General features: G+C 59.7%; 18 protein-coding genes and 1 tRNA gene. 11 read left to right on the forward strand and 8 right to left on the reverse strand.

The features are described from left to right. Window positions 1-77 precede the first annotated feature (77 nt). Both QWI20_RS17855 and QWI20_RS17860 read right to left on the reverse strand, forming a co-directional pair. Entirely contained in the window at window positions 78-1,232 is a 1,155-nt protein-coding gene (locus QWI20_RS17855) for an epoxide hydrolase family protein (RefSeq protein ID WP_369306581.1), read from the reverse strand. Continuing rightward, a complete protein-coding gene (locus tag QWI20_RS17860; RefSeq protein ID WP_369306582.1) occupies window positions 1,229-2,149 on the reverse strand; it encodes an NmrA family NAD(P)-binding protein in 921 nt (306 codons plus the stop codon). Before QWI20_RS17860 ends, QWI20_RS17855 begins: the two co-directional genes overlap by 4 nt. 114 nt (window positions 2,150-2,263) lie before the next feature. On the opposite strand from QWI20_RS17860, the gene QWI20_RS17865 reads away from it, so the two are divergent. Together QWI20_RS17865 and QWI20_RS17870 are read left to right on the forward strand one after the other, a co-directional pair. Next, window positions 2,264-2,890 carry a TetR/AcrR family transcriptional regulator gene (locus tag QWI20_RS17865; RefSeq protein ID WP_369306583.1) on the forward strand — a complete coding sequence of 209 codons (627 nt, stop codon included), beginning with the start codon at window positions 2,264-2,266 and terminating at the stop codon, window positions 2,888-2,890. Window positions 2,891-3,445: 555 nt separating this feature from the next. Then, window positions 3,446-5,350 (forward strand): methyl-accepting chemotaxis protein, encoded by a 1,905-nt coding sequence (locus tag QWI20_RS17870; protein ID WP_369306584.1) that lies wholly within the window; start codon window positions 3,446-3,448, stop codon window positions 5,348-5,350. Between the two features lie 126 nt (window positions 5,351-5,476). Here the strand turns inward: QWI20_RS17870 and QWI20_RS17875 are convergent, their stop codons facing one another. From QWI20_RS17875 to QWI20_RS17885, 3 genes are all read right to left on the reverse strand, one after another. Next, a complete protein-coding gene (locus tag QWI20_RS17875) occupies window positions 5,477-5,752 on the reverse strand; it encodes a type II toxin-antitoxin system RelE/ParE family toxin (protein ID WP_369306662.1) in 276 nt (91 codons plus the stop codon). Next, complete coding sequence (locus tag QWI20_RS17880) at window positions 5,742-5,993, reverse strand: type II toxin-antitoxin system RelB/DinJ family antitoxin (RefSeq protein ID WP_369306585.1); 252 nt, start codon at window positions 5,991-5,993, stop codon at window positions 5,742-5,744. The genes QWI20_RS17875 and QWI20_RS17880 overlap by 11 nt, the downstream gene beginning before the upstream one ends. A gap of 217 nt (window positions 5,994-6,210) precedes the next feature. Further along, window positions 6,211-6,287, reverse strand: a tRNA-Arg gene (locus tag QWI20_RS17885). A 364-nt stretch (window positions 6,288-6,651) separates the two neighbouring features. Here QWI20_RS17885 and gabD point away from each other — a divergent pair. From gabD to QWI20_RS17900, 3 genes are all read left to right on the forward strand, one after another. Then, the gene (gene gabD / locus QWI20_RS17890) at window positions 6,652-8,094 is read left to right on the forward strand and encodes an NADP-dependent succinate-semialdehyde dehydrogenase (RefSeq protein ID WP_369306586.1); all 1,443 of its coding nucleotides are present in this window, start codon (window positions 6,652-6,654) and stop codon (window positions 8,092-8,094) included. Between the two features lie 194 nt (window positions 8,095-8,288). Next, window positions 8,289-9,569 carry a 4-aminobutyrate--2-oxoglutarate transaminase gene (gabT, locus tag QWI20_RS17895; protein ID WP_192135860.1) on the forward strand — a complete coding sequence of 427 codons (1,281 nt, stop codon included), beginning with the start codon at window positions 8,289-8,291 and terminating at the stop codon, window positions 9,567-9,569. Window positions 9,570-9,732: 163 nt separating this feature from the next. Beyond that, the gene (locus QWI20_RS17900) at window positions 9,733-10,956 is read left to right on the forward strand and encodes an HDOD domain-containing protein (RefSeq protein WP_369306587.1); all 1,224 of its coding nucleotides are present in this window, start codon (window positions 9,733-9,735) and stop codon (window positions 10,954-10,956) included. Window positions 10,957-10,983: 27 nt separating this feature from the next. On the opposite strand, the gene QWI20_RS17905 is transcribed toward QWI20_RS17900, so the two are convergent. Both QWI20_RS17905 and desA read right to left on the reverse strand, forming a co-directional pair. Then, window positions 10,984-11,961: a GGDEF domain-containing protein gene (locus QWI20_RS17905; RefSeq protein ID WP_369306588.1), complete on the reverse strand. Its 978-nt coding sequence runs from the start codon at window positions 11,959-11,961 to the stop codon at window positions 10,984-10,986. A gap of 139 nt (window positions 11,962-12,100) precedes the next feature. Continuing rightward, the gene (gene desA, locus QWI20_RS17910) at window positions 12,101-13,285 is read right to left on the reverse strand and encodes a delta-9 fatty acid desaturase DesA (RefSeq protein ID WP_133775675.1); all 1,185 of its coding nucleotides are present in this window, start codon (window positions 13,283-13,285) and stop codon (window positions 12,101-12,103) included. A 177-nt stretch (window positions 13,286-13,462) separates the two neighbouring features. On the opposite strand from desA, the gene dibA reads away from it, so the two are divergent. From dibA to QWI20_RS17940, 6 genes are all read left to right on the forward strand, one after another. After that, the gene (dibA, locus tag QWI20_RS17915) at window positions 13,463-15,385 is read left to right on the forward strand and encodes a phosphodiesterase DibA (RefSeq protein WP_369306589.1); all 1,923 of its coding nucleotides are present in this window, start codon (window positions 13,463-13,465) and stop codon (window positions 15,383-15,385) included. Window positions 15,386-15,584: 199 nt separating this feature from the next. After that, window positions 15,585-15,767: a sulfur starvation response protein OscA gene (gene oscA, locus QWI20_RS17920; RefSeq protein WP_065990977.1), complete on the forward strand. Its 183-nt coding sequence runs from the start codon at window positions 15,585-15,587 to the stop codon at window positions 15,765-15,767. A gap of 81 nt (window positions 15,768-15,848) precedes the next feature. After that, on the forward strand, window positions 15,849-16,859 hold the full coding sequence (locus QWI20_RS17925; RefSeq protein ID WP_369306590.1) for a sulfate ABC transporter substrate-binding protein: 1,011 nt from the start codon (window positions 15,849-15,851) through the stop codon (window positions 16,857-16,859). 68 nt (window positions 16,860-16,927) lie between these two features. Continuing rightward, a complete protein-coding gene (gene cysT / locus QWI20_RS17930; protein ID WP_346627287.1) occupies window positions 16,928-17,749 on the forward strand; it encodes a sulfate ABC transporter permease subunit CysT in 822 nt (273 codons plus the stop codon). A gap of 12 nt (window positions 17,750-17,761) precedes the next feature. Further along, entirely contained in the window at window positions 17,762-18,634 is an 873-nt protein-coding gene (cysW, locus tag QWI20_RS17935) for a sulfate ABC transporter permease subunit CysW (protein ID WP_369306591.1), read from the forward strand. Window positions 18,635-18,637: 3 nt separating this feature from the next. Further along, the gene (locus tag QWI20_RS17940) at window positions 18,638-19,627 is read left to right on the forward strand and encodes a sulfate/molybdate ABC transporter ATP-binding protein (RefSeq protein ID WP_369306592.1); all 990 of its coding nucleotides are present in this window, start codon (window positions 18,638-18,640) and stop codon (window positions 19,625-19,627) included. A 226-nt stretch (window positions 19,628-19,853) separates the two neighbouring features. Here the strand turns inward: QWI20_RS17940 and QWI20_RS17945 are convergent, their stop codons facing one another. Further along, entirely contained in the window at window positions 19,854-20,390 is a 537-nt protein-coding gene (locus QWI20_RS17945) for a DUF962 domain-containing protein (protein WP_369306593.1), read from the reverse strand. Window positions 20,391-20,451 lie beyond the last annotated feature (61 nt).

Raw genomic sequence — 20,451 nt, forward strand, 5'->3', positions numbered from 1 at the left:
TTTTTTACAGGTTACAAGAGCGTCCAGATGCCGGCCAGGCGTGGCCCTCGCTGAAGCCCGCCAAGCCCGCGAAGCCGTTAACGCAGCAGGCGGAATGTCTCACGCACATGCTCGGTCAGCGTTGCCGGGTTTTCCATGGCAGCGAAGTGCCCCCCGTGCTCGGCCTCAGCGAAGAACCGCAGGTCGTCGAAACGCGCCTCTGCCCAGCGCCGTGAGAGGCGAAGCAGCTCGCCTGGGAACATACTCACCCCCGCAGGGATAGGTAAGGCGGGAGCAGGGCCTTGCTGTTGCATTGCGCGCATCCCTTCCCAATAGAAACGGACCGAGCTGGGTCCCGCATTAGGCAGCCAATACAGCATGATGTCGTCGATCAGCGCATCAAGCTCGATGACCCGCTCGGGCTTCCCGTCGCTGTCCGAGGCATCCTGGAACAGCGCGTAAACCCACGCCGCTAAGCCAACGGGCGAATCTGCCAGGGCGAAGCCTATCGACTGCGGCCGGGTGCTTTGCACTTTCATGTAACCGGACAGCTCTCGCTCATAGCGTTGCGCATCAGCCAGCATGCGTTGCTCTTCAGGGGTGGCCTGCGCGATTTCATCTTCGGTGGGTTGGTACATCACCATATTCAGGTGAATGCCGATCAGGCCAGGCGGGCGCATGTGCCCAAGGGCGGTGGTTACGGCCGCGCCCCAGTCCCCACCTTGGGCGGCCCAGCGCTGGCCATATCCCAAACGGTCCATCAATTGCGCCCAGGCCGCCGCTGTCTTGCCCACGCCCCAGCCCGGCGAATGTGGCTTATCGCTGAAGCCAAAGCCCGGTAGCGCCGGGATCACCAAATGAAACGCATCGCTGGCGTTGCCACCGTGGGCGGTCGGGTCGGTGAGTGGCCCAACCATCGCCCTGAACTCAAGAATCGAGCCTGGCCAGCCATGGGTCATCAGCAAGGGCAGGGCATCAGCATGAGGCGAGCGCATGTGAAGAAAGTGAATGCCCAGGCCGTCGATCTCGGTCCGGCTGCTGTTCCACTGGTTAAGTTGGGTTTCGGTGGCCCGCCAGTCATAGCCGTTTCCCCAACGTTCGACCAGCGCGCGAAGACGCTCAAGCCTGGGCCCCTGGCTGTTGTCGGAGACGGTTTCCGGGTCAGGCCAGCGGGTTTGCGCCAAGCGCTGGGCCAGATCGTCGAGTTGCGCCTGGGGAATTTGAAGAGGAAACAGTTCGATAGGGTGTGTCATTGCTTGATCCCTTGCACATGAGTACGGGCCAATGTGTCACGGATGGATGCCCATTGACGTTGGCCGTAGCGGTCGTTGTCTAGGTTGAGCAGCTTGCCGCGGCCACTCATCATGTCTCGCAGGTATTGCATGCCTTGCCAGGCGGGGAAGGGCTTGTCACTGGCAGGCGTGAGCGCACGCACTGCATAGATAAGGGCGGACAGCGTGCCGATATTCCCCGGGCGCAATGTTCGGTAGTGCTGCCCGGTCAGCGCGGTCAGGATATTGGCGATCTGTGCAGGCGACACGCTGTTGCCGGCAATGCGCAGGAAGCGCGGCGTTTGGGGGTCGAGCGCAGCGTCGGCGGTGAAGGCGGCTACGTCGTCCTTGGCCGTGAAGTCCAGTAGCTGTTGCGCGTCACCGAAATGCAGCACTCGGCGTCCGGGGAGTACGATGGGCGCGTCGCCTTCGAGCAGCTCCAGAAAGCCTCCGTTTAGGATAGAGGTGACCGTGATGTCGGCCGTATTGAGTCGGGTGGCGAAGCGCCGGCGAAGGTCCAGGTTGCGGTTATCCCCAGGACGGGTGCGGGTGTAGTCGAGGGAATAATCCGAGGAAATGAACCGGGGCACACCTGCGGCAACAGCGGCCTCCAACAGCCTGCCTTGCTGTTCGATGATCACCTCCTCTAGGCCGTTGAGCGTGGACACCACGCAACCCGAGCCGGCAATGGCACCGCGCAGTCCCTGAGCATCATCTAGGGAAACGGGCGTGACGGTGACGCCGCTGCTGCGTAGACCAGTCAACCGGGCTGGTTCAGTGCTTGGCCGAACCAGTGCGATGACCTGGGCGCCGCGCTTAACCAGCGCCCTTACGACGCGCTGGCCCAAGTCTCCTGAAGCGCCAGCAACCACAATGGGTAAAGCAGAAGTGTGATTCACGAAGCGCCTTCCTGGTCGGTTTGAGAGGGATGAAAACGACGCGTGCCTGCGTCGATTTAACTGAACGTTACCGTTTAGTTGACTCGCTAACAAGAGCTATGTAAGTTGCCGGCCATGACCTTGATCAAGACCAAATCCAAAGGCGGCAGGCCCAGGCAAAGCGAGGCCGGGGAGGTCGAGCGTCGGTTGCTGGATGCTGCGCTGCAGCGGTTTTTGGCCAACGGTGTCGAAGGTGCTTCATACGAAGACATCGCCCGAACGGCTGGCGCCAGTAAAGCCACTCTCTATGCGCGCTATGCCAATAAAGAGGCCCTGTTCGAGGCCGTGGTGCGTCGCCACGTCGCCACCTTGTTGGTGCCCGCCGAGACAATTCCAACGCTCCCGCTTGCAGGCCGCTTGAGGCATGTGGGCCAGGGCATCCTTGAACATGCGCTGCAACCCGAGACCCTCGCCATGATGCGCCTGGTGATAGCCACTTCTAGTCGGACCCCGCTGCTGGCGGCCGAAGTGAATCGCATTGGGTGGGAAGGCGGATTCACCAGGGTGCGTTCAGCCATCCTGGCAGGCCCGGACCAACCCACGGATCCTGATGCACTGGCCGTTCAATTTATCGACTTGGTGTTCGCGCCCCATCAGCTCAGAGCATTGTTGGGGGGAGACCGGGAGCAGTTGGTCCAAACCATTCCGGAGCGGGTGGAATGGGGATTGAAGCTGGTTCGGGCCGCCGGATTGTTGCAGTGAAGTTATGCGTTCTACCAACTTGCCAAGCAAGGGGTCTGAACGGTAATACCTCGTGGGACTTAACGGATGATCAACTAATAGTAGCCTGCGTGAGTACTTATTCATTGAGCATCTCACGATGCTAAATATCTGAAGGCGAAATTGCCAGGTGATTGGCAGTGGCCACACTTGATTCAAAGAGTAAGTGTGTGTGTTGTGTGCGGCTGCCCCAACTTCAATTCACCGATGGTAACTTTCCTTAACGCTATAGCCTTGGAAGGCCAAACTCAGGCGCTCCTGGCGTGGCCCAATCCCAGCTCAACCCGCAAAAGCCCAAGTGGATCCCACGCCTCCGGTCAACGCAACCGTCCATCGGGCGCACAAAAAAATCGGCACATAGGTGGAACTTTCGATACTTAGATAGTATCGGCAATGAAGATTGGTTATCAGATCGATAGCGAATGAAAAAGTGATTTTTTACTCAAGTTTCGTTGCGTATGGCCGAAGTTTAATACGGTAGGAATGGCATGGAGTGGCCCTCTCCTATGTGAATACCTATAACTTTCAGAGGGCGCCATGCTAAAGAATATATTGATCAACATGACCGTGAGGTCAAAGCTCGTACTCGGATTCACCCTGGTAATCATATTTACTGTGCTTATCGCCTTCACGGGTTGGACAGGAATCTCCTCACTCAGTGAGCGAAGCGAACGCGTGTCTGATATCGCGAAGCTCACAACCCTGACCCGGGACATGCGCATCGCCCGGCTGGTCTACGGACAGAATTCCGACGACGCCAACGCTGCCACTTGGCTAAAAGCCTACGACAACCTGGACGCTCATTTGGCGTATTTGCGCGAGATCCTGGATTCCGAGCTCAATATCCCCCATGTAAAAACCGCGACGGCCGCGATGACGGTCTACAAAGGTTTTTACAACGACATCATCAATGCGACCCATACGCGTGAAGCAAGTCGAGCCGTGTCTGGCAGCGCCGCCGATGAGGCATTGGAGGTGCTGCTACGTTTAGCCACCCTCTCCAATTCGCCAGAGGGCACGTCCGCACAGCGAGATGCAATCGGGCAAGCACTGACGCTTTTTCAGAAAATGCGCTTTGATGTGCGTGGGTACACCTTCACGCTCAAGCCTGACGCGCAGCAGCTGGCGATCGCTTCAATCGCCGCAGTCATGAACAACGTCCAATCCCTGCAAGCCGCTGGATTTCAATCTGATGCCATCAAAGGCCTCCAGGCGTCACTGAGTAAATACCAGGCCGCCATTGCTCAGTTTTCAGAGGCACAGGCTGCGATTAACCAAGGGCAGGCAGGTATCACGAAAACCATCGAAGTCCTGCTGAGTTCCGCCGATCAGTTGGCACAAAACCAGGTCTCGCTGCGTATCGAGGACGTGGGACAAGCCAACAAGATGTTGATCATATGGCTCAGCATTGCGCTCATCATCAGCGCACTGGCTGCATGGGTCATCACTCGCCTGATCGTTGGGCCGCTTCGCGAGGCGCTGCAATTGGCTGATCGAGTCGCCAACGGCGATCTGACCTATAGCGAAGTCGCGGTAAGACGAGATGAGCTTGGCCTGCTGCAGACCAGCATGCACAGAATGACCACAAATCTGCGGCAATTGATTGGTGGCCTGCGCGATAGCGTCACCCAGATCGCGAGCGCTGCCGAACAGTTGTCGGCAGTCACGGAGCAGACCAGCGCAGGGGTCAATAGTCAGCGAACCGAAACTGATCAGGTCGCAACAGCCATGAATGAAATGGCCGCCACTGTTCAGGAAGTTGCCAGGAACGCAGAGCAGGCGTCAGATGCGGCGGTCAGCGCCTCGAAAGAAGCTCGCGATGGCGATGCCGTTGTGGCCAAAGCAGTGCTTCAGATCGAAAAGCTCGCAACCGAAGTGGGTCATTCGAAAACCGCCATGGATGAGCTCAAGCAAGAGAGCAACAAGATCGGCGGCGTGCTCGATGTGATCAAGGCCGTTGCCGAGCAAACCAACTTGCTGGCACTCAATGCCGCCATTGAAGCCGCGCGTGCTGGCGAAGCCGGACGAGGTTTTGCAGTTGTGGCGGATGAAGTGAGAAGTCTCGCGCAGCGCACCCAAGCGTCGACCGAGGAAATTGCGACATTGATTGGTGGCCTGCACAGCCGCACCGCACAGGTTGCGACCACGCTGGAAAACAGTCGGCTCTTGACAGATAACAGCGTCGAGCTGGCGCGGGATGCAGGGGCTTCGATCAGCAATATCAGTCGCTCAATTTCAACCATCGAGTCGATGAACCAGCAAATCGCCGCCTCTGCCGAAGAGCAAAGCGCCGTGGCTGAAGAGATAAACCGCAGTGTCCTCAGTGTTAGGGACATCTCCGAACAGACCGCTTCTGCGAGCGAACAGACAGCAGCGTCCAGTGTTGAGCTGGCGCGTTTGGGTGTGCATTTGCAGGGGTTGGTGAGTAAGTTTGTTGTGTGAGCGGCTGGGAAGGTGATCATCCAGTCACTGGGAGATCGGACGCCTGAACGCTTGTAGAACATCGGGCTGTCGTTGCAGGCTGCCCGATCCTCTGCTTTCGAGCCCATCGCACTGCGCAGCGAGCGTTTACTTGGTGCGTACGGAAGCTTTTTGATAAGCCGCTTCGCCTTCTCGTTTCGCGACGGCGACTACCAAGACTACGATTTCAAGCTCGATCACCTGATACACCAGCCGGTACCCGCTGCTACGGAGTTTGATCTTGTAGCAATTAGGTAACGAATGAAGTCGATTGGCTTCGATGAAGGGATCTAGCAATACAGCTGCGAGTTTTTTCTTCAATTGCTCCCTGACTGTATCGCCGAGCTTGCGCCATTCCTTCAGCGCACGAGCATCAAACTCCAGCCTCTAACTCATCCAGCGAAACCTTAACGCGCTGCGGCGCGGCAAGGCGCTCGCGCGCCACGGAGATCAACGCTTCGTCTTCTTGAGTGAGGAGGACCGGCCGGAACGGGAGTTGACCACGCTCGGCGACGTACTGCAGGGCTTGGCGCATAAGGTCGGACGGAGTAACGCCTAAACGCTCCAGCTCTCGGTAGGCGCGAGCCTTGAGTTCGTCGTCGACGCGAACATTGATGGAAGCCATAGTTTGAGCTCGTAAAGACAAGTGTCGTTACGGTAGATGCATCGTCCATCCCTGGCAAGTCGGTGCGACGGATAGCGCGTACCTTTGAGGACAGATCTAGCGTGGGATTGAGCCGGACACCTTTACGAACGCTCAGGTACAAAAAAGCCCGCTCAATGGCGGGCTTCTTCGTCTGTAGCGGATTTCCAGAACGCATTGCGCAAACTGGAATCAATAATGGTGCACCTGACGGGATTCGAACCCATGACCCCTGCCTTCGGAGGGCAGTACTCTATCCAGCTGAGCTACAGGTGCAACGCGGGCGCCATAATACTCATCTGGCCTGCACGCGTCCATGCCGATGACCCGCCGTTCACAATTTAGTGAGACCAGGCCAAGCCGCGAAGGCACCCCGCATGACAACCACATACGAACGCTCCCAGCTACGCTGATCCGAATTCATCCCACCCTGAGCTCCAGCCGTTCTTTTTTTCGAACGCACTATTGTCCTTTACCCCTGTTGTCCCTAGGATTCGTTTGAGATTTCAAACGCCCCGCCCGGCCTTTCTTCCATTCTCCAATCAGGGCCGGCGACAGTCTTATCCGGCGGCGGCCTCGCCCGAGGCGCCCGCACACAACCATTCGCTCCGCCGCGCGCGGTGCTGTTCAGGAGGCCGCAATGCAGCTCAAAGACTCGAAGTTGTTCCGCCAGCAGGCGTACATCAATGGCGCTTGGGCTGATGCCGACAGTGGCCAGACCATCAAGGTCAACAACCCGTCGACCAACGAGATTCTCGGCACCGTGCCGAAGATGGGCGCTGCTGAAACCCGTCGCGCCATCGAAGCCGCTGACAAGGCGCTGCCGGCCTGGCGTGCGCTGACCGCCAAAGAGCGTGGCGCCAAGCTGCGTCGCTGGTTCGAGCTGATGATTGAAAACCAGGACGACCTCGGTCGCCTGATGACCCTGGAACAGGGCAAGCCGCTGGCGGAGGCCAAAGGCGAAATCACTTACGCTGCTTCCTTTATCGAGTGGTTCTCCGAAGAAGCAAAGCGCATCTATGGCGACGTGATCCCGGGCCATCAACCGGACAAACGCCTTATCGTCCTCAAGCAGCCGATCGGCGTCACTGCGGCGATCACTCCGTGGAACTTCCCCGCTGCGATGATCACCCGCAAGGCCGGCCCGGCGCTGGCGGCAGGCTGCACCATGGTGCTCAAGCCTGCTTCGCAAACGCCTTACTCCGCACTGGCACTGGCTGAACTGGCCGAGCGCGCGGGCATCCCGGCTGGCGTGTTCAGCGTGGTGACCGGCAGCGCAGGCGATATCGGCAGCGAGCTGACCAGCAACCCGATCGTGCGCAAGCTGTCGTTCACCGGCTCGACCGAGATCGGTCGCCAGTTGATGGCTGAATGCGCCCACGACATCAAGAAGGTCTCGCTGGAACTGGGTGGCAACGCGCCGTTCATCGTGTTCGACGACGCTGACCTGGATAAAGCCGTTGAAGGCGCGATCATTTCCAAGTACCGCAACAACGGTCAGACCTGCGTGTGCGCCAACCGCATCTACGTGCAGGACGCGGTCTACGACGCTTTCGCCGAGAAGCTGCAGGTTGCCGTTGCCAAGCTGAAAGTGGGTGATGGCCTGGCGGAAGGCACCACCACCGGTCCGTTGATCGACGAAAAAGCCGTGGCCAAGGTCAAGGAACACATCGCTGATGCCTTGAGCAAAGGCGCGAAAGTGCTGAGCGGCGGCAACAGCCTGGAAGGCAACTTCTTCGAACCGACTATCTTGGTCAACGTGCCGAAAAACGCAGCCGTGGCCAAGGAAGAAACGTTTGGCCCGCTAGCCCCACTGTTCCGCTTCAAAGACGAAGCCGAAGTGATCGCCATGGCCAACGACACCGAGTTCGGGCTGGCGTCGTATTTTTACGCGCAGAACCTGAGCCGCGTGTTCCGCGTGGCGGAAGCTTTGGAGTACGGCATGGTGGGCATCAACACTGGTCTGATCTCCAACGAAGTGGCGCCGTTCGGTGGCATCAAGGCGTCCGGTCTTGGCCGTGAAGGCTCCAAGTACGGCATCGAAGATTATCTGGAAATCAAATACCTCTGCCTCAGCATCTGAACCCGCTGAGTGGCAGAGTGAAGTAACTGTTCTACAACCTGCGGGACGCGAGAGCGCCGTTTCGCAGGTTTCAGTGGCACCAACCTATTGGTGGCCGGGAGGCAGCGACAGTCGATCATCGTATGCTGTTGCTGTTGACCCCCGCTGCTTGATCCTTGAACCGCGCCGCCCGATGAGCGGCGAATGAGGAAATGATGAGCAAAACTAACGCATCCCTGATGAAACGCCGCGAAGCTGCTGTCCCACGCGGCGTTGGTCAAATTCACCCGATCTTCGCTGAGTCTGCGAAGAACGCTACCGTTACCGACGTCGAAGGCAATGAGTTCATCGACTTCGCGGGCGGCATTGCGGTACTGAACACCGGTCACCTGCACCCGAAAATTGTCGCCGCTGTTCAAGAGCAACTGACCAAGCTGACCCACACCTGCTTCCAGGTGCTGGCGTACGAGCCCTATGTCGAGCTGTGCGAGAAGGTCAACGCCAAGGTGCCGGGCGATTTCGCCAAGAAAACCCTGCTGGTCACCACGGGTTCCGAAGCGGTTGAAAACGCCGTCAAGATCGCCCGCGCCGCGACAGGCCGTGCAGGCGTCATCGCCTTCACCGGCGCTTACCACGGCCGCACCATGATGACCCTGGGTCTGACCGGTAAAGTCGTGCCGTACTCGGCCGGCATGGGCCTGATGCCAGGCGGTATCTTCCGCGCCATTTACCCGAACGAGCTGCACGGTGTCAGCGTTGACGATTCCATCGCCAGCATCGAGCGCATTTTCAAGAACGACGCCGAGCCGAAAGACATCGCCGCGATCATCATCGAGCCGGTGCAGGGCGAAGGCGGTTTCTACGTCGCGCCGAAGGCGTTCATGGCGCGTCTGCGCGAACTGTGCGACAAGCACGGCATTCTGCTGATCGCTGACGAAGTGCAGACCGGCGCGGGCCGTACCGGCACCTTCTTCGCCATGGAACAGATGGGCGTAAGCGCCGACCTGACCACCTTCGCCAAATCCATCGCCGGCGGTTTCCCGTTGGCCGGCGTGTGCGGCAAGGCCGAGTACATGGACGCCATCGCGCCCGGCGGTCTGGGCGGCACGTACGCGGGTAGCCCGATTGCGTGCGCTGCTGCGCTGGCGGTCATGGAAGTGTTCGAAGAAGAGCACCTGCTGGATCGTTGCAAAGCCGTTGGCGAGCGTCTGGTCACTGGCCTGCGCGCCATTCAGGCCAAATACCCGGTCATCGGCGAAGTTCGCGCGCTGGGTGCCATGATCGCCGTCGAGTGCTTCGAGAATGGCGACACTCACAAGCCTAACGCTGCTGCCGTCGCGCAAGTGATCGCAAAGGCCCGTGACAAGGGGCTGATCCTGCTGTCCTGCGGCACCTATGGCAACGTATTGCGCGTGCTGGTCCCGCTGACCTCGCCGGACGAGCAGTTGGACAAAGGCCTGAAGATCATCGAAGAATGCTTCGCTGAAATCGCCTGACTCATGCCGATGAGCTGCGGGAACGCTTGATCAGAATGTGAACGCTTCATCAGAAAAAACCTGCTTCGGCAGGTTTTTTTGTTTTTGACGTCAGAAAATTCTCTTTCGGTTTGTATCCCTGCGCAGTCTTTGACTAAGGTAAAGAGACTGATGCCGGAGAGTCATGATGACCGTTGTAGAGGCGCTAGCCGTTCCCCGCGTGTTGATCGCTGAATCGGACCCTTGGGCACGCGAGATGCTCAACGAATTGGTCTTGGATGTGCGTTGCGACGCGCAGCTGGACATCTGTTCGAACGGCCGGGAGGCCATCGAGCGGATGAGCGGGTACATCCCCGACCTGGTAATCGCCTCCCGCGAGTTGCCGGGTGTCGATGGGCTGAGCCTGCTGCGCGGGCTGAGGCAGTTGCGTCGTCAGCCGCCCGTTCGTTTCATTCTGCTGAGCAGTCGCAGCGACAGCGTCAGTGTGCGTGAAGCCGTGCAACTGGCGCCCACCGCCTACCTCACCAAACCCCTGGACCTGGAAGGCCTGCGCCAACGGCTGGAAACGCTGCTGTTGCAGGACGGTGCGCAGGTTGCCTGTGCGGTGCCAGGTCTGGCGCCGGGCGTCGGACTGGATGCGTTTCTGGAACAGCGCCGTGAAGTGGCAGACGGCGGACCCCTGTTCGTTGACGTGACCGCGGCGGTTGCCAGCAGTCGCGGGGCGTCGGGCGTTGATCTGACGTTGCTGGAACAGGCGTTGACTCATGATCCCCACGTCACCGCGCTGTTGATCGCTGCCGCCAACAGCGCGTCCCACCATCAGGGCAAGCCCGTGCAAACGCTGGGGCAGGCGCTCGCTGTATTGGGCGGTACCCAGAGCGTCAATCTGGTTCAGGGTCTCGCTCTCAAGCGTGGCGCGGTGCTCACGGATGCAGCATTGTTGCTGCAAGCCAGCGAAATCTGGGAGGTCTCGCAACGCACCGCCGAATGTGCGCGAACGCTGGCGCTCAAGCTGGATCTGAACCACGAGCGCTGTTACTGCGCTGGCTTGCTCAGGGGCCTGGGCGAATTGACGGTGTTGCGCTGTTTGCAGGACTGGCTGATCGCCGGCGGCGCGCTGGATGAAGCCACCATTCGCCGCGCGTTGGCGCAGTATTCAGCCTCTTTCGGCTCGGCATTGCGCACGCGCTGGCGCCTGCCGTTGGAGCTGCGTGAGCTGATTGCGGCCGTGTACCAATACAACACCGGCGTGTTCACTCGCGAGGTCCTGGCGATGAATGTGGCGGGACAGATGGGCTCGCTAGGGCTCGAAGACCCGCTGGAAGCACTGGCGAAAAGCAAATCGGCGCGGCTGCTGAAGGTCAGCGAGTCAGATCTGGAAGGGGTGCGCAGCAAGACGGTGGCTTAGCCAGATTTTGGTTTCAGAAAGGCAGGCTTACACCAGTACGATCTGATTCTTGCCCAGGCGCTTGGCCTGGTACATCGCAGCGTCCGAGCGAGCATACAGCGCTTCCAGGCTCTGGTCCTGCTCGCCGAGGTTGGTGAGCCCCTGGCTGGCGGTGATGCCGAAGGTTTTGTCATTGCACTGAAAGCTCAGGCGTTGAATCTCACGCTGCAACCGCTCGGCAATCTGCTGGGCCATTTCCGGCGCACAGCCCGGGAACACCGCAGCAAATTCCTCACCGCCAATTCGCCCGAACAGATCACCACGACGGAGCGTCTTGCGCCCGCATTCGGCAATGCGTTGCAGCACCAGATCGCCTTCCTGGTGGCCGTAGGTATCGTTGACCAGCTTGAAGTCATCCACGTCCAGCAACAGGAATGCCATCGGCGTGCCCTGCAAACGGGCCTGCTCGAATTCCCGCTGGGCGCATTCGAAGAAGTGCCGGCGATTGCTGCTCTGGGTGAGGACGTCGGTGGTGGCCAGCCGCTGCAGCTCGTCTTCGAGGTGCTTCTTCTCGGTGATGTCTTCGGCGATGCCGACCACGATCAGGCGCTGGCTGTGCTCGGCCTGATGACTGACGAAGCACTTATCGCTCAGCCAACGGACCTGGCCGTCGGCGCGAATGATGCGGTACTCACGGTCCTCGATGGAGCCTTTCTCGAGCACTTCGCTCAGGCTGCGCTCGGCGTAGTCAAGATCGTCGGGGTAGATGCTGTCGCGCCACTCGCTGTAGTCCGCGAGCAACAAGCCGGCGGAACGGCCGAAAATGCGCTCGTAGGCGGGGCTGACATAGATCATGCGTTGCGTCTGCCAGTCGAACGCCCACAACACGGCGTTCACGCTGACCAGCAGAGAACTGAACAGCTGCTCGCGCTCACTGAGACGCGCCACTTCCGCCTGGGCATGCATCAGCGCCAGAAGGGTTTCTGCTGCGGCGGGGGTCTCAACGTGGGGAGTCTGGTTGTCCATGAGCACTGCATCTCAGAATAAGGTGCGGCGCATGCCACAACATGTCACACAGCATAGTGCGAAGGTGTTAATGAGATAGGAGTAAAGGCACTAAGTTCCGATCGGCGCCACTCGGACGAATGGTCACCGATCAACGGCATCAGGCGTGATGAGGCCGCAGTGAGTAGGTTTTCAGCTGATCGGCGAAGTCACGCAGCGACTGAATACCGCTGGCTTCCGCCTCGTGGACCCAGTCCTTGATGGCCGCCAGCATGTCGTGGCCATTGCTGCTGGTCTTCGCCCAGATCTGCTGCAGCGCGAGGCGTTTTTCATAGATCACTTTCAGTGCCTGACTGTGCTCCAGCATGGTCTGGATGCGCGCTTGATGCTTGTCTTCCAGCAGGCTTGGCTCTCGGGAAAGCAGGCGTTTGGCGCGGCGGAACTGGTGACGTACCGAGGCATCGGCTTTGGCCAGCTCCTGAGCCACCAACGGCGCGATCACCAGCTTGCGGTACTGAGCCATGATCTGGAAACGGTTGTTGAGGATGGCCATCGCCGTGTCCATGTCCAGATGGCCTTTGCCTTCCACACGGTGCGCGATCGGCGCGACCCGCTGCACCTTCGCCAGGCGCAACCAGCTGAACACTTTGATCCACGCCCAGCCCATGTCGAACTCCCAGCGCTTGACCGACAGCTTGGCCGAGTTGGGGTAGGTGTGGTGGTTGTTATGCAGCTCTTCGCCGCCGATCAAAATGCCCCAGGGCACCAGATTGGTGGCAGCGTCGCGGCATTCGAAGTTGCGATAGCCGACCGCGTGGCCGAGGCCATTGACCACACCCGCTGCCCACACCGGAATCCACATCATCTGGATCGCCCAGACGGTGATGCCGATGACGCCAAACAGCGCCAGATCGATCACGCCCATGAGCGCGACGCCTAGCAGGGGATAGCGCGAATACAGGTTGCGCTCGATCCAGTCCTCGGGGCAGTTTTTGCCATAGATGCGCAGCGTCTCGGGGTTCTCCGCTTCGGCGCGGTACAGCTCGGCGCCTTTGCGCAGCACCGTCGACAGACCCTTGATGACCGGGCTGTGCGGGTCATCGACGGTTTCGCATTTAGCGTGGTGCTTGCGGTGGATAGCGGTCCACTCGCGGGTGTTCTGCGCCGTGGTAAGCCACAGCCAGAAGCGGAAAAAGTGCTTAAGCCCTGCGTTGAGTTCCAGGGAGCGATGCGCTGAATAGCGATGGAGATAGACCGTGACGCCGACGATGGTGACGTGTGTCATCGCCAGGGTGACTGCGACCAATTGCCAGACGGAAAGGTCGAGCAGACCGTTGTTCCACATAGGCTGAGTTGCCCTCGGTTGTAACGCGTGCGATGTACGGATCCGCCTGAGCAGACCCTGAGACAGAAGCGGGCATTATCACTTAGCTCACAGATAAAAACAGTCGGTCTTTCAGAGAAGCGTCGCAAGATGTTTCTTGTTCTATAATTTCCGACTTTCACAAGGTTGTTTCTTTCTATGTCGAGCATTACCCGGGATGCGCTACGCACCGCAACGTTGTACGGGCTTTTGTCGATGGTGTGGCTGGCGATCAGTGACTACTTACTGCCGCGGCTGATCGAGGACGCGACCGTGCTGGGGCGAGCGCAACAGACCGGCGATTATCTCTGGCTGGCCGTCAGCGCAGTGCTGATCTATCTGGCTCGCTCGCGACTGCTGCGATTCATGGGCGTCACCGAGCTGGCGCGCCGGCATGAGGACATGCAGCGTCTGCGACTGGCAGCGGCCGTATTCGACACCACGCTGGAAGGCGTGCTGGTCACCGATGCCACGGGCGTGATCGTCCACGTGAACCGTGCCTTCAGCGAGATCACCGGGTATCAGCAGGACGAAGTGGTGGGTTTGCGGCCGAGCACGTTCAAGTCAGGCCGCCATGGCCCCGAGTTCTACGAACGGATGTTCAAAACCATCCTCAGCGCCGGGCAGTGGAGCGGCGAAATCTGGAACCGGCGCAAAAGCGGCGAGATCTACCCGCAGTGGCAGAGCATTCGTCCGATCCGGGACGAGCATGGAGAGATCACTCAGTTCGTCGCCGTGTTTTCCGATATTTCTTCGATCAAGCATTCCGAGCGCGAGCTGGCGCATCTGGCCCATTACGATCCTTTGACCGGTCTGCCCAATCGCTTGCTGTTCACCGACCGTGCCGAGCAGGCTCACACCCACGCACGCCGCAATAAGCGCACCCTGGCGCTTCTGCTCGTCGATCTCGATCACTTCAAGCACATCAACGAAAGTCTCGGCCACAACGCCGGGGACGAAGTGCTGAAAGCCGCCGCCGAGCGGCTGCAAACTTATCTAGAAAAGGGCGTCACGCTGGCGCGGCTGGGCGGCGACGAATTCGCGATTCTGCTCGAAAATGCCCAGCAGGTCGCGCAATCCGCCGAACTGGCGCAGAGCATTCTGGAAGGGCTGCGCGAGCCTTTTCTGGTCAGCGGGCAATCGCTGTTTCTCACCGCCAGCGTAGGCATCAGCATCTTTCCCCAGGATGCGCTGACCGCCGAGCAGTTGCTGCGCAATGCCGACGCCGCGCTGTCACAGGCCAAGCATCAAGGCCGTGAAAGCTACGCGATGTACACCGCCGAACTGACCGCCCACGCCCAGCGCCGCGTCGAGTTGGCCGCCGAGCTGCGACAGGCCGTCGAGGAGAACGAGCTGCGGGTGTTTTATCAGCCGATCCATAACCTCCACAGCCGCTGCATCGAGGGCGTCGAGGCGCTGGTGCGCTGGCAGCACCCCGCACGCGGCATGGTCTCGCCGGGTGAATTTATCCCCATCGCCGAGCAAAGCGGGCTGATCGCCGACATCGACAACTGGGTGCTGACCCAAGCCTGCCGGCAGATGGGCGAGTGGCTGGCGGAGGGTGTGAATATCGCCTTCGTCGCGGTCAACGTGTCCAGCCGGTTATTCGGTCGCGGCGACCTTGATCGCCGGGTGGCCAAGGTGTTGAACGAAACCGGTCTGGCACCGGAGTTTCTGGAGCTTGAGGTGACCGAAAGCGCGATCATGGATGACCCTGATCAGGCCATCGAGCAGATGCACCGTCTGCGGGATCTGGGTCTGAAACTGTCCATCGACGATTTCGGCACGGGGTACTCGTCACTGCTGCGGCTCAAGCGCATGCCGGTGCAGAAACTGAAAATCGACCAGGGGTTTGTGGCCGGGTTGCCGGACGACGATGACGACATCGCGATCGTCAACGCCATCATTGCCCTGGCGCGTGCCATGGGCATGCGCGTGCTGGCAGAAGGCATAGAACAGGCCAGTCAGGCCGGTTTTCTGCTGAGGCACAACTGCGAACTGGGACAGGGCTATTGGTTCGCGCGCCCCATGCCGGCGGAGCAGATCAACTGGCAGCATGCGCCGGTGTTTGTCTCTGCCTGACACGGCCGTGTGGCGCGCGCCACACGTTCAGAACCGCTTTATCGGTCGTTCTCGGCCAACCTCAGGCGCAAATGCCTTTTGGTTATATCTGCATTCTTAAATAGTATTTTTAAGAATATCTCAGCGTCTCTACTATCGCGCTCACGCCACAAGCAGCGTTTGCCCCCACGCTGCGGCAAATCTTTCAAGGAGCACGAACATGAGCGCATCTCTACGTAGCGTTGACGGCCAGGACGAAGCAAGCATTTTGCGTGAAATTCAAAGCGCGCTGCGTGACCTGCGTTTTGGCGCGGTTGAAATCACGGTGCACAACGCGCAGGTGGTGCAGATCGAGCGCAAGGAAAAATTCCGTCTGCAAAACCCGAGCAACAAGCAGGGCTGAGCCACGCTCCCGCATAACGAACACCGCATGACCTAAAACTAGAAAAAGCCAACAACACACATTTGTCCAGGAGCCTGATTCATGTCCATTCGTCGTTATGCGCTGGCCGCGCTCGCCAGTGCGGTGTTTGCCGGTTCTGCTGTCGCCAAGGATTTCACCCTGCTGAACGTCTCGTACGACCCTACGCGCGAGCTGTATCAGGACTACAACGCCGAATTCATCAGCTACTGGAAAAAATCCCATCCGGGCGACACCGTGAAGATCAACCAGTCCCACGGTGGCTCGGGCAAGCAGGGCCGCTCGGTGATCGATGGCTCGCCTGCCGACGTGGTGACCCTGGCGCTCGCCGGCGACATCGACGAAATCGCCAAACTGGGCAAGACCATTCCTGCGGATTGGCAGACCAAGTTGCCGGACGCTAGCACCCCGTACACCTCGACCATCGTGTTCCTGGTGCGCAAGGGCAACCCGAAAGGCATCCATGACTGGGCTGATCTGATCAAGGACGGCGTGTCGGTGATCACGCCCAACCCGAAAACCTCGGGCGGCGCTCGCTGGAATTTCCTGGCCGCTTACGGCTATGGCTTGAAATCCAATGGCGGCGATGAGGCCAAGGCCAAGGAATACATCGGCAAGCTGTTCAAACATGTGCCTGTGCTGGACACCGGTGCACGCGGTTCGACCATCACCTTCGTCAACAACGGTCAGGGTGACGTGCTGCTGGCGTGGGAAAACGAAGCGTTCCTGGCGCTGAAAGAAGACGGCGGCGCGGACAAGTTCGACATCGTCGTACCTTCGCTGTCGATTCTGGCCGAGCCTCCAGTGGCCGTCGTCGAGAAGAACGCCGAGAAGCACGGCACCACCGAAATCGCCACCGAATACCTGAAGCACCTGTACAGCAAGGAAGGCCAGGAAATCGCGGCGAAAAACTTCTATCGTCCTCGTGACGCGGAAGTCGCCGCCAAGTACGAGAAGCAATTTCCTAAACTCAATCTGCTGACCATCGACAAAGACTTCGGTGGCTGGAAATCGGCTCAGCCCAAGTTCTTTGATGACGGCGGTGTGTTCGATCAGATCTATATCGCGCAGTAACCGCAGCGCCCCACGGAATAAATGGACCCGGACTTGTTCCGGGTAACGTGTGTAAACCAAGGACTTTTATGTCTCGACGCATATCCCCCGTCATACCCGGCTTCGGGCTGACGCTGGGCTACACATTGGTGTACCTCAGTCTGATTGTGCTGATACCGCTTGCGGTCATGTTCATCCACGCCTCCCAACTGAGCGCCGTTCAGTTCTGGAACGTCGTCACGGCGCCTCGCGTGCTTGCAGCACTCAAGCTGAGTTTCGGGACAGCGTTTTTCGCGGCGATCATCAACGGCATCATCGGCACGCTGCTGGCCTGGGTGCTGGTGCGTTACACCTTCCCCGGTCGCAAGATCATCGACGCGATGATCGATCTGCCCTTCGCATTGCCCACCGCCGTTGCCGGTATCGCGCTGACCGCGCTGTACACGCCGACGGGCTTCATCGGCCAGTTTGCGGCCGACCTGGGCATCAAGATCGCCTACACCCCCTTCGGCATCACCCTGGCGTTGACCTTCGTCACCATGCCCTTTGTGGTGCGCACGGTTCAGCCGGTGCTGGCGGACATCCCTCGCGAAGTCGAAGAAGCGGCGGCCTGCCTCGGCGCCAAACCCCTTCAAGTCTTCCGTCACATCCTCGTGCCGGCCTTGTTGCCTGCCTGGCTGACCGGCTTTGCGCTGGCCTTCGCCCGGGGCGTGGGTGAATACGGTTCGGTGATTTTCATCGCCGGCAACATGCCGATGAAGACCGAAATCCTGCCGTTGCTGATCATGGTCAAGCTCGACCAGTACGACTACACCGGCGCCACGGCGATTGGCGTGATGATGCTGCTGGTGTCGTTCGTGCTGTTGCTGCTAATCAATCTGTTGCAGCGACGCATCGAAACCCCTAACTGAGGAGGCGCACGTATGTCTGGTTCATCGCTCATTGCTGCGTCCTCCGCCAATGCTGCCCGTCGTGGCAGCGCGGTGTCCCGGCGCATTCTGATCGGCCTTGGCTGGCTGGTCTTCGCGTTCTTCCTGTTGCTGCCGTTGGTGGTGGTGATCGGCCAGGGTTTGAGCAACGGCCTCGGCGGATTCTTCGCGGCCATCCTGGAGCCCGATGCGCTCTCGGCCCTGAAGCTCACCGTGTTTGCGGTGCTGATTTCGGTGCCACTCAACGTCGTCTTTGGCGTCGCGGCGGCCTGGTGCGTGAGTAAATACTCGTTTCGCGGCAAGGCGATTCTGGTCACGCTGATCGACCTGCCGTTCTCGGTCTCGCCGGTCATCGCCGGTCTGATTTACGTGCTGATGTTCGGCGCCCGTGGCGTGTTCGGCTCCTGGCTGCAGGAGCACGACATCCAGATCGTCTTCGCCCTGCCGGGCATCGTGCTGGCGACCATCTTCGTGACCGTGCCGTTCGTGGCCCGCGAGCTGATCCCGCTGATGCAGGAGCAGGGCACCCAGGAAGAAGAAGCCGCGCGCCTGCTCGGTGCCAATGGCTGGCAGATGTTCTGGCACGTGACCGTCCCCAATATCAAATGGGGCCTGATCTACGGCGTGGTGCTGTGTACCGCGCGAGCCATGGGTGAGTTCGGTGCGGTGTCGGTGGTCTCGGGCCACATTCGCGGCGTGACCAACACCCTGCCGCTGCATGTCGAGATTCTCTACAACGAGTACAACCACGTGGCTGCATTTGCCGTGGCGAGCCTGTTATTGATCCTTGCGCTGTTCATCCTGCTGCTCAAGCAGTGGAGCGAAGCGCGCATTAGCCGTCTGCGCAAAAACGCGGCGGAGGAATAATTCATGTCGATCGAAGTCCTTAACGTCAGCAAGAATTTCAACGCCTTCAAGGCCCTCGACGGCATCAGTCTGGATATCCAGAGTGGCGAGCTCGTGGCGCTGTTGGGCCCGTCCGGCTGTGGCAAGACCACGCTGCTGCGCATCATTGCCGGGCTGGAAACGCCGGACAAAGGCAGCATCGTGTTCCACGGCGAGGATGTCTCCGGCCACGACGTGCGCGATCGCAACGTGGGGTTCGTCTTCCAGCATTACGCGCTGTTCCGCCACATGACGGTGTTCGACAACGTCGCCTTCGGCCTGCGCATGAAGCCGAAAAACCAGCGCCCGAACGAGAGCCAGATCGCGGTCAAAGTGCATGAGCTGCTGAATATGGTGCAGCTGGACTGGCTGTCGGATCGCTATCCGGAGCAATTGTCGGGCGGTCAGCGTCAGCGGATTGCCCTGGCCCGCGCCCTGGCGGTGGAGCCCAAAGTGTTGCTGCTGGACGAGCCGTTCGGCGCGCTGGATGCCAAGGTGCGCAAGGAACTGCGTCGCTGGCTGGCGCGGCTGCACGAAGACATCAACCTGACTTCTGTATTCGTGACCCACGATCAGGAAGAGGCGATGGAGGTCGCGGACCGCATCGTAGTGATGAACAAGGGTGTGATCGAGCAGATCGGCTCGCCGGGCGATGTCTATGAGAACCCGGCCAGCGATTTCGTGTATCACTTTCTGGGTGACTCGAACCGCCTGCATCTGGGCGAAGACAACCACGTGTTGTTCCGCCCCCACGAGGTGTCGTTGTCACGTCATGAAGTGGAAGGGCACCACGCGGCGGAAGTGCGGGACATTCGTCCGTTGGGCGCAACGACGCGGGTGACGCTGAAGGTCGAAGGGCAACCCGAGTTGATCGAAGCCGAAGTGGTGAAAGACCACGACAGCCTGACCGGACTGGCGCGGGGCGAGACGCTGTTCTTCAAGCCGAAGGTCTGGCAGAAGCGGGAGAGCATCTAAGCGCTTTTTTAGACTGATCCACACCGCCGATTTGCCTGCCGATAAATCACTTGTGGGAGCGAGCTTGCTCGCGAAGACTCAGGTACAGCCACTAAATCTTTAGTGGCTGGAATTAAGTCTTCGTGAGCAAGGTGGAGCGCCACCCCGGCCACTCCCACAACGTGTCATCCGCATGGAATCAGCGGTGTCTTCCGATGATCGATCAGATCGGTGTCAAACCACAGTTCTAAACCGCAGCTTTCTTCAAATCCCGCCGGTGCGTCTTGCCCACCCGCGCCTCGATGGCGTGTTGCAACTTCTTTCGCATTCCCAGCAAAAAAGCCGCTTCGGCGACGACAAACAGCGGGCCGATGATCAGGCCTGTGAGGTCGTCGACAAACGCCGGCTTGCGGCCCTCGTAATAATGGCCCACAAACTGAATCGCCCAACCGAGCACGAACAACCCGACGCCTGCGCTGAGCCAGACCATGGTGGTCTGTTGCGCCAGGCTTGCGCCGAGCCACAGGCACAGCGCGAGCAGGGCGCCCATCAGCACGCCGAAGAAGGCATCCAGCCGCAGGTAGAAAAACGTCGCTGCGAGACTCACCAGCAAGGCCGGCGACACCCAGATTCCTCCGAGGGACCAACTGGTCCAGCCGGGGCGTGACAACAGCACGGCCACCGCGATCACGATCAGGGGAATGCCGACGAAGTGGGTGACGATATTACGGATGTCGCGGTGGTAGGCCGCGTACTGGCTGAGGTGATCGACGAGGTTTTTCATTGTTATTCCTCTCTGGATACATGGATCATGCCGCTGATTTTTTTCGGCTGAGGCCGCTGCA

Origin of the sequence: Pseudomonas sp. W2-17 (assembly GCF_041060445.1) — a bacterium.
GTDB lineage: Bacteria > Pseudomonadota > Gammaproteobacteria > Pseudomonadales > Pseudomonadaceae > Aquipseudomonas.